Source organism: Clostridium sp. DSM 8431 (assembly GCF_900116755.1).
Lineage (GTDB): Bacteria > Bacillota > Clostridia > Clostridiales > Clostridiaceae > Clostridium.
This window is the reverse complement of sequence record NZ_FPBY01000131.1, coordinates 1-9,226: the sequence shown is the minus strand read 5'-3', so window position 1 is coordinate 9,226 and position 9,226 is coordinate 1. Positions and strand designations below refer to the sequence as shown.

Sequence of the window (9,226 nt, the reverse complement as noted above, 5' to 3'; positions counted from 1 at the left end):
TCTTTATATTTAGATTCAACACCCCATCTTAAGAAGTAAAGCTCTTTAAACTTTAAAGGTGTAATGGTATCATCATAGATATTAGTTACTAAAGTTTCCGTCACTTCATCTGAAAGTTTAACTTTTATTACTCTTATCTTTTTTATCTCTCCTTTTACTTTATATTTTAAAATGGAATCAGAAGATTTTACTGATTGTGCAAGTTTAAAAGATGTTGATACTCGCATTAAAAATAGCAATTCCTTGGAATTTAAATGATCAAACATATCATATGAAGGATAGTCCCTATCAAAAATAATAATACTTTTTTGAGAGCAGAAAGTATTACCTATGTTTCTATGTGTTGTTTTGCAATAAGTCTTTCACTTGTTTTAAATTTAGTAATCCTAGCATCTACAACAATATCATTTAGTACATCGTATAATGCTGACGCTGTTGCAACAGCTGTTTTGGTAGTATTTTGATTACTACTTAATCCAAAGTATTCTCCACATTCTTTTGTATCTGGTACTTGCAGTGAAGTTCCATCTACAGCTGAAATATTAAATCCATTCCAAGTAGCTAAATTTTTATTTAAACTATAATATCTATCAACAAAAAGTCTGCATAACTCTGCAAATGCCTCTGAGGATATATTTTGTCTTGCTTTAGAAAATGCCTGATTTGTTATTGATGAAAATTTTAAATATCTATGATCTTCAATAAAATTATTAATTTTAGAAGATATAGATTTACGTAATGCAGAGCAAATAAAGAAGACAGCATTAGAAAATGATAATTTTCTATTTCTTGAAAATGAATTGCCTAAACTGTAAGCTTCTTTAAATTCACTTGAAGTAATTAAGTTGTTTGTATCTTTCAAAATTACAGATAACAATGTAGTATTTTTCATAATATTAAACCTCGCTATAAATTTATTCATCTATAGCGAGGCTGCAATTTTTTCTTCTATTGTCAAGCTTTTTTATAATTTTTTTCTTAAGTTGACGACATTGTGCGTTCGCGCAGTAGGTTTAAGTAGCGAAATAAAAAAATTGGTTTGTCATTTAAAGAGAAGATTATAAATATGGTTGCTAATAATGCATTTATTTTAAAGAAATTTAAAAAATCTATTAGATATTTTTATGATAGAACAATAGAAAGTAAAGCTGCACTTAATATAGATTAAACTAAAAAATTAAGAAGTGATAATTATTAGGATAGGCAAATGCCTATCCTATTTTATATAAAAAGTTTTATGTATTCAATTAAATTGTTATTTTTATTATATTTGGATAAGTTGAGGGTTCAAATTTTTATTTAAACATTTAAAATGAAATATTTTTTTTTATATGGATAAAATAATATAATCAACTAAAATATATGGTAAATATGTATCAAACTACTAAATTATTTTGAATTTTCTTAGAATGGAGATATAAAAAATAATAAATATGAAATAGGAGATGAATAATGTGAAAATAGGATTACTATTCCCCGGGCAGGGAATAAAAAAGTTTGATTTAATCAAAAACTTATATAGCGAATGCAGCATAGTGAGAGAGGTATTTACTGAAGCAAATGAAGTTTTAGATATGGATATTAAAGAAATATGCATTAATGGTTCCAAGGAAGAATTGAAAAATACTACTAATAGTCAGCCTATAATTTTAACTATAAGTTATGCTATGTATAAGACATATTTGGAGTAAATTAGAATTAAGCTGGTTATCTCAGCAGGACATAGTCTTGGTGAGTATTGTGCATTGACTTGTGCAGGTACATTAGATTTTGTTAATGCTTTAAAGCTTGTAAAGGTAAGAGCAAAGCTTATGCAGGAATGCAATAATAGTATGAGCGGAGGAATGACTGCGGTAAAGGGATTAGAAGAAGGTTTACTAAGAAAAATTTGTTTTGATATAAGGGGAGATAAAGTCCTTGATATAGCCTGTTATAATTCTCCAAAACAGATGGTTGTTTCAGGAAATTTGGATCTAATGGATACATTAGCAAAAGAGGCAGCAAAATACGGAGGCAAAACAGTAATGTTACAAGTAATCGGTGCATTCCATTCTAAACTAATGGCTCAAGCAGGTAATTTGTTTAGTGACGAATTAAGAAAAGTAGAGTTCAAGGATTTTGAATATGATGTTATATCAAGTATTACAGATGAGGTTTATAAATCTAAAGATGAAATAAGAAAAAATCTTGTGGAGCAGTTTCTTAAACCTGTTAAGTGGTGCAATGTTATTAATAACATTAAGGAATATAATGTGGATTCATATATCGAAATGAATTTAAGTCGAGTAATGAGGAAGCTTATAAAAGAAAATTTAAATCAAAGAAATGTTTTAAGCTTTAGTGATGAGTCAGAGTTAGAAAAAATAAAAAATTATATATTAACTAAAGTGTAGGGTAAAAAATTATGACTGAATATTGAAAAAGAAGCTATATATATGTGTTAAAATATGGTGTATATGTTAAAAAAATCAGATTAATGTATTGGAGGGGAAAATGAATAAAATAGTATTAAATAAAGAAATTATAACACTGCAGGATCTTCTCATAGATGTTAGTTCTCAAATAGATAAAGGAGTTATCATTGTTAATGGAGATGAAAAAGACAAACTTTATTCCTATTCAAATTTATATAGGGATGCTAGGAGGTTTTCATCATATTTAAGAGCTTTAGGAATGAAGCCTGACGATGAGTTAATTGTTACTACTGTTAATATTAAAGAATTTTTAATTTGTTTTTGGGGAGGAATTTTGAGTGGGATAATAGTTGTTCCAGTTCCATACACAGTTGAAGATGACTCTGGGCAAAGGATAAATAATATATGGAAAAAGTTAAATAACCCAAAGATTGTAACTACAGATGAAATGATAGATTTTTTATTAAGTTATTGTGATGAAGAAATTAGCAAAGAAATAAAAGAAAATAACATAAAGTTTGCTGATTACTTGAAGGTTGATATTGATGATGTAGAGTATAAAGTTTCACCTGATAAAATTGCTTTTGTACAGTTTTCTTCAGGGTCAACGGGTAACCCAAAAGGTGTAATTTTAACACATAAAGGTTTAATAGAAAATGTTAAGGCAATAATCAGCAGTTTAGGTGATGTTATTACAGAAGGATTAAATAGTTTATCATGGCTGCCCCTTACTCATGATATGGGGCTTATTGGTTTTCATTTAGCACCTTTATATTGCAGGATTACTCATGTATTAATGTCACCTATTTGTTTTATGAGAAATCCTAATATGTGGTTAGAAAAGATTTGTGAATATAAGAGTACTGTTATTAATTCTCCAAACTTTGGCTATAATTATTTGTTAAAAAACTTCGATAAGAATCTTCCGCTAGATTTAAGCAGTGTACGAGTGATTTTTAATGGAGCAGAACCCATAAGCTATGATTTATGTCAGAAGTTCTTAGGTGTTATGGCAGAAAAAAAATTAAGAAGCAATGTTATTTTTCCTGTCTATGGGATGGCAGAAGCTTCACTGGCGATAACATTTCCGGAGGTAGAAAAGGAAATAGAATGTGTACATGTTGATAGAAACCATTTGAGTATAGGTGATAAGATAAAAGTTTTAGAGGATAATACATCAAATTTAGCAGTTACATTTGTTAAACTTGGACAAGGTGTTGGAAGCTGCAGGTACAGGCTAAAAAATGATAAAGATGAAATATTAACAGATAATTATGTTGGTATGATTGAGATTTCTGGAGAAAATGTTACATCAGGATATTATAACGACGAAAAATTAACAAAAGAATTTTATACAGATGATGGATGGTATAAAACTGGTGATGTAGGATTTGAGTATGAGAATAATCTTATAGTTGTGGGCAGAGTTAAAGATATATGTATTATAAATGGAATTAACTACTATACAAATGATATAGAAAATATTGTAGCTAAATGTATACACATTGACCAGTCAAGGGTAATTGCAGTAAGTACAATAGATTATAAGAAAAATACAGATTACTTATTAGTGTTTATTTTATACGGAGGTGACTTAAGTGGTTTCCTTAAAATTAAAAAGGAAGTTGAAAAGTTAATAAAAATTTCTTTTGGATGTGATGTTAATATTTTACCAATCAAAGAAATACCTAAAACTGTTAGTGGAAAGGTCCGTAGATTTTCATTAAAGAATCAGTTTGAAAAAGGAGAGTTTAAAGAAGTAATAGAAGAGCTAAAGGAAACTCTTAAAAAGGTACCTGAAGAAAAACTAGAAGCAGATTTACTTACAAAGACTGAAAGTAAATTGATTGAAATTTTTGAAAGAGAATTTTCAGGATTAGATATAAGTATATATGATAACTTTACAAAGTATGGAATTAGTTCTTTGAAGTTAACTAATATTTTAAACTCTATAAAAAAGGAACTTCCAGAGAGTGATTTTGATATTTCTCTTTTGTATAAGTATCAGACAATAAAAGATATTGCAGAATATATTGATTCTAATGATAATAATCAAGAAAATGACAGTATTGATGACCTTGATTTAATTCTTAAAAATATGTAAAAGTAAATCTTATTAAGGAGATTACGTATGTTTATTAAATATTTATTAAAGAATATTGCTGAGAAAAAAAGCAGATTTATATTAGTTGTTTTGTCAATAGCCATTACGTCAGCATTAGTATATATTTTGCTGGCATCTAATAGTGTAGTTCAATCTGATGCAATGAGAAGTTTAAATGCTCAATATGGTGATACTGATTTAATAGTAAATTCATCTGATTATGAAAATAATTATTTTATTGATGACTCCATAACAAATGATAATATTGATGAAAGTGTCAGGTTATGCTGCATTGAAGGTGAATACGAATATGATACTGTTAAACATAAAGTATCATTAATTGGTATTGATGATGATGACTTAGGAAAATTAGTTGAGTATAAAGTAATTGATAACGAGGATGTAGATGGAGTTGGTATAACAATTTCAGAATTTACAAGTGATAAATATAATCTTGGACTTGGAGATAAAGTTAAAGAAACGATTAATGGGGAAGAATATGAATTTACAGTTTCAACAATAGCTGATAATACTGGATTCTTATATGATGAGACAAGCGGATTAAAAATGTTAGTAAATAGAAGTGATCTTAAAGATCTTCTAAAGATAAATAAAGATACTAATATAGTTTATGTGAAGTTAGTAGATAACAGCAGGGATAAAAGCGATGAGACAATGGGAGAACTTGAAGACCAATATGAAAACTTAAAGTTTGCAAAGGTTGATACATCATTAATTGCTGATTCACTTAATGCAAACTTAACTATTCCACTATTAATTGTGCTGGTTGTTGGATGCATTATGAGTATACTAATAATTTATACAACTACTAATATTGTTGTTTTAGAGAGACTTCCTGTAATAGGAACCTTTTTAAGCATTGGTATGTCACAGTGGAAAATAATATTTACATTATTATGTGAAGCACTAGTTCAAGGTGTAATTGGAGGTATTTTAGGGTTTGTAATTGGAATATACAGTGCACAGATAATTTCCTTAGGCTTTCCAAAGAACTTTTTAGAAATGCTGAGTGAAGTAAATGTATATTACTCTTATGGAATACTTAGTGTAGCTTTTGGTGTTATATTATCTTTCTTCTCAGTATTTGCTTCAGTAAGTAAGATTAAGTCATTTTCAATAAAAGAAATTATTTTAAACCTTACAACAAAGACAGCAAAGAAACACAGCTTAATGATTAAGATTATAAGAGCATTAATTCCAGTAGCTTTAATAATAGCAGCTTTATTATGTGATGGCATTATTAGAAGCGTATCAATAATTTTATGTTCAGTTATAGTTTTAATTATGTATCTTGAAGATATATTAAGAGTTTTCGCAGAAAAATGTATTAGAAGAATTAAATATAAGATGCCTTTATTGTATGTAGCATTAAAAAATGTCTGCAGTTTAAAGATGCTAATTAATAATATGAAGTTAATAATTATTACTTTAGCATTAATCACAATGATTGGAACTATATCAGGTTCAGTAATAAAAGGTTTTAATCAGCTGTTAACAGAGTTCCATTCTGATGTGTCAATTATATTAGATAAAGACAGCCCTGATGTATGTAATTATGTTGAGAATGATGATGAAATAGCAAACTATTATTATTTTCTTGATATGGAGAATGTAGAGATTGCAGGAAGCAAAGAAAAAATAAGCAGTGTACAGGGTATAGAAAATGAGAAGTACAGTAAGTTTAATACCTACTTCACTTATATTGGCGGAACTGAAATTTTAGATGATCTTGATGGCGATGATAGAAATATAGTCATATCACAATCTATATTAACTAAATTAAATAAAAAGGTTGGAGATACAATAACTTTAAAAGCTAAAAATGGAGACAAATTCGATTATAAAATAACTGGTGCTGTAAATGCTAAGTTATCGTATGTTGGATCTGTAGCATTAATTAGTGATGAAAATGCAAGAGATGATTTTGGAATTAATTATATAGACACTATTTGTGTAAAGCTTAAAGATGATGTAGACATTGATGGTTATTATGAAAAACTTTCAAAGAGTGAGGTTTCAAAGGATATTGATAATATTTCTTTAGACTATATAAAAAATCAAAAAGACTTAAAGATGACAGAGTCTTTCTTAAAGATAATAAACAGTGTATCTATGATTACCATAGTATTAGCAGTGTTAGGTATTTTGAATAATAATCTAATATGCTTTATACAAAGACGTAAAACATTAGCAACACTGGATTCCATAGGTGTCAGTGTTAGAGAAAGAAAAGTAATATTGCTGTTAGAAAGTGTATTTATGTCATTAATATGTATTTTAGTAAGCAGCATACTTTACTATATTGCTATTTCTAATATCCAGGGAATATTGACTTATATAGGCGTTTATATTGACTTAAGTTACGATATGGTAAAATTTACTCAGTACTCATTGCTTGTAGTTTTGGAAGTATTACTATCAGGTGGAGTAATTGTAGGAAAAGTAAATAAATTATCTATAATTGAAGAGTTAAAATATGAGTAAAAAGTGGAGGGAAAATGAGTAAGATAGCTATTAAAGTTGAGAATTTAAAAAAGGAATTTAAAGTCGGAAATGAAAATATTCCAGTTATTAAGAACTTAAATTTTGAAATAGAAGATGGTGATTTTGTTTCAATTATGGGACCATCAGGATGTGGAAAATCAACTCTTTTATATATGCTTGGAGCTTTAGATAAACCTACAAGTGGTGATATCTACATTTATGGAAAGAACTATAAAGATATGTCGAATAAAGATCTGACACTTATGAAGAGAAGAGATGTTGGTTTCATATTTCAGTTTTATAATTTAGTTCCTAATTTATCTGTAGAAGATAATATTTTGTTGCCACTATTAGTTGATAAGAAAAATATTAAAAAATATGAAAAGAAGTATAAAGAAATTCTTGAGCTTACTGAGATATCTAATAAGGTAAAAATGATACCAAGGGAGTTATCAGGAGGACAGCAGCAGAGAGTTGCAATAGCTAGGGCTTTAATGATTGAACCCAAAATATTATTTGCAGATGAACCCATTGGAAACTTAGACGTAAAAACAGGGCAAAAAATAATGAAACTTTTTGTGGAAATTAACAAGGATTTAAAAACAACAGTAGTTCAGGTAACCCATTCACCAGAGTCGTCTGAATATGGAAAAAGCTTAATAAGGCTGTTGGATGGAAATATAATTGAAAAAAAATCATTAATAATAAAATAGTGTATTTTAATAAGAGAGTACTAAATAAAAAAGTGCTCTCTTTAAGAGGAGAAGTATGAAAAAGAAGGGTGTCAGCAGGAACTTTTTAGTTAGTATAATACTTTCAGTATTAAGCAGTGCTCTCTTATACTGCATAGCAATACTTAATCTTGGATTAGATATTCTAAAGAATGATCTAAGTAATACACAAAAGACAGTAATTACAGGAATATTAATAGTTTTACTGATATGGAGTTTTACATATACAGTCGTACGATATTTTGATAATTTATATATATTTTTAGCATATATGATTTCACTTAGTATAGTAACTGGATTAACATTTACATATCTTACTTACATTATAAAAGATGTTATCGGAGGAGAATTACCATTACTTAATATAACAGCGTATACGTTTTTTATAACTGTAATGCTTTATGCATATTCCATAAAGGTTGTAAGACATGATGTTACAGTTATAACTAATGAGCTCATTTACAAGAAGAAAGATAAAATAATTAATACAATTTCAAATTGTGATTATGAAACATTTCAGTCTATAGGCAGTGAAAAAATTTATACATGCATTAATAATGATACAGAATTTATAAGCTCTGAAATTGATGCTGCTGTATCTTGTGTAACAAGTATTATTGTACTTATATGCTGCTGTATATATCTATTTATTTTCAATTTTAAGCTTACATGTATAGCACTATTTACAATAGCTTTAGTTTTTGGAATAGTTTTGGTTGTAAGTTCTATTGCAAGTAAAGAGTGGAATAAATCAAGAGATAAACAGAATGTTTTCTATAAGTATTTAACTGGTTTAATAGATGGATTTGAGACATTAGTTAATAAGAAGAAAAAAATGAGAGAATTTACAGAGGATGTTAACAAGAGTAATAGGAGTTATACAAAATCAAGAATTAAGGCTGAAGTATATTTCGCTTATTCATCCTTTATAACTGAAGGATTAATTTTTGTATTTCTAGGATTTATAATGTTAATTTTGCCTTTGATGTCTTCAGAATTTTCTCTTAATACACTTGGAGAGTTCTTTATTGTTTTCGTTATGCTTAAAGGACATTACGACATGATTGTAAATTTATCGGATTAACCCCTTTATATTGGACAAAATCTATTAAATTCTAAGTTTCTCTCAATTTTATATCTTTATGCAAATTTTTTGTAGATTCTCTCCAAGGTGAAGGGTATAAAATTCCTTTGGTGGTATATATCCTAAACTTGAATGCAATCTTCGTTCATTATAGAAAATCATAAATTCATTAACTATTCTATAAGCATCAGTATAAGTTTCAAATTCATTTATTTTAAAGCATTCATCTTCTAAAATCCTATGGAATGATTCAACATGGGCATTCTTATTAGGCGTTTTTACAGGAATTCTCTCATGTTCAATATTTAAATTAGCACACGTTTCTTCAAATATATGACTAATAAATTGTGGACCATTATCACTTCGTATAACAGGCTTTTCTGCACTT

Annotated in this window: 8 protein-coding genes and 1 pseudogene; 6 read left to right on the top strand and 3 right to left on the bottom strand. The window is 27.9% G+C overall.

Annotated features, from left to right (window positions below; genetic code table 11):
- Together BM384_RS12525 and BM384_RS12520 are read right to left on the bottom strand one after the other, a co-directional pair.
- Window positions 1–266 (bottom strand): annotated as a pseudogene (locus BM384_RS12525) (IS4/IS5 family transposase); the annotation flags it as partial.
- Window positions 267–328: 62 nt separating this feature from the next.
- Window positions 329–892 carry a hypothetical protein gene (locus BM384_RS12520; RefSeq protein WP_090014080.1) on the bottom strand — a complete coding sequence of 188 codons (564 nt, stop codon included), beginning with the start codon at window positions 890–892 and terminating at the stop codon, window positions 329–331.
- Between the two features lie 562 nt (window positions 893–1,454).
- On the opposite strand from BM384_RS12520, the gene BM384_RS12515 reads away from it, so the two are divergent.
- The 6 genes from BM384_RS12515 to BM384_RS12490 all read left to right on the top strand — a co-directional run bounded on the left by BM384_RS12515 (window position 1,455) and on the right by BM384_RS12490 (window position 8,838).
- Window positions 1,455–1,691, top strand: coding sequence for an ACP S-malonyltransferase (locus BM384_RS12515; protein ID WP_090014078.1), 237 nt, complete (start codon window positions 1,455–1,457; stop codon window positions 1,689–1,691).
- The gene (locus BM384_RS12510) at window positions 1,692–2,393 is read left to right on the top strand and encodes an acyltransferase domain-containing protein (RefSeq protein ID WP_090014076.1); all 702 of its coding nucleotides are present in this window, start codon (window positions 1,692–1,694) and stop codon (window positions 2,391–2,393) included.
- Window positions 2,394–2,493: 100 nt separating this feature from the next.
- Entirely contained in the window at window positions 2,494–4,518 is a 2,025-nt protein-coding gene (locus BM384_RS12505) for a non-ribosomal peptide synthetase (RefSeq protein WP_090014074.1), read from the top strand.
- 27 nt (window positions 4,519–4,545) lie between these two features.
- Complete coding sequence (locus BM384_RS12500) at window positions 4,546–7,023, top strand: ABC transporter permease (protein WP_090014072.1); 2,478 nt, start codon at window positions 4,546–4,548, stop codon at window positions 7,021–7,023.
- A 14-nt stretch (window positions 7,024–7,037) separates the two neighbouring features.
- Window positions 7,038–7,736, top strand: a complete 699-nt coding sequence (locus tag BM384_RS12495; RefSeq protein WP_090014071.1) for an ABC transporter ATP-binding protein — start codon at window positions 7,038–7,040, stop codon at window positions 7,734–7,736.
- 55 nt (window positions 7,737–7,791) lie between these two features.
- A complete protein-coding gene (locus BM384_RS12490; protein ID WP_090014068.1) occupies window positions 7,792–8,838 on the top strand; it encodes an ABC transporter transmembrane domain-containing protein in 1,047 nt (348 codons plus the stop codon).
- Window positions 8,839–8,886: 48 nt separating this feature from the next.
- Here the strand turns inward: BM384_RS12490 and BM384_RS12485 are convergent.
- Window positions 8,887–9,226: integrase core domain-containing protein (locus BM384_RS12485; RefSeq protein ID WP_139232110.1), on the bottom strand; the 340-nt coding region annotated here is incomplete at its 5' end.

Bases quoted from the DNA above. Each gene is read 5' to 3' on its own strand.
- BM384_RS12490 (WP_090014068.1), top strand. From the start codon at position 7,792: ATGAAAAAGAAGGGTGTCAGCAGGAACTTTTTAGTTAGTATAATACTT.
- BM384_RS12495 (WP_090014071.1), top strand. From the start codon at position 7,038: ATGAGTAAGATAGCTATTAAAGTTGAGAATTTAAAAAAGGAATTTAAA.
- BM384_RS12520 (WP_090014080.1), bottom strand. From the start codon at position 892: ATGAAAAATACTACATTGTTATCTGTAATTTTGAAAGATACAAACAAC.
- BM384_RS12500 (WP_090014072.1), top strand. From the start codon at position 4,546: ATGTTTATTAAATATTTATTAAAGAATATTGCTGAGAAAAAAAGCAGA.
- BM384_RS12505 (WP_090014074.1), top strand. From the start codon at position 2,494: ATGAATAAAATAGTATTAAATAAAGAAATTATAACACTGCAGGATCTT.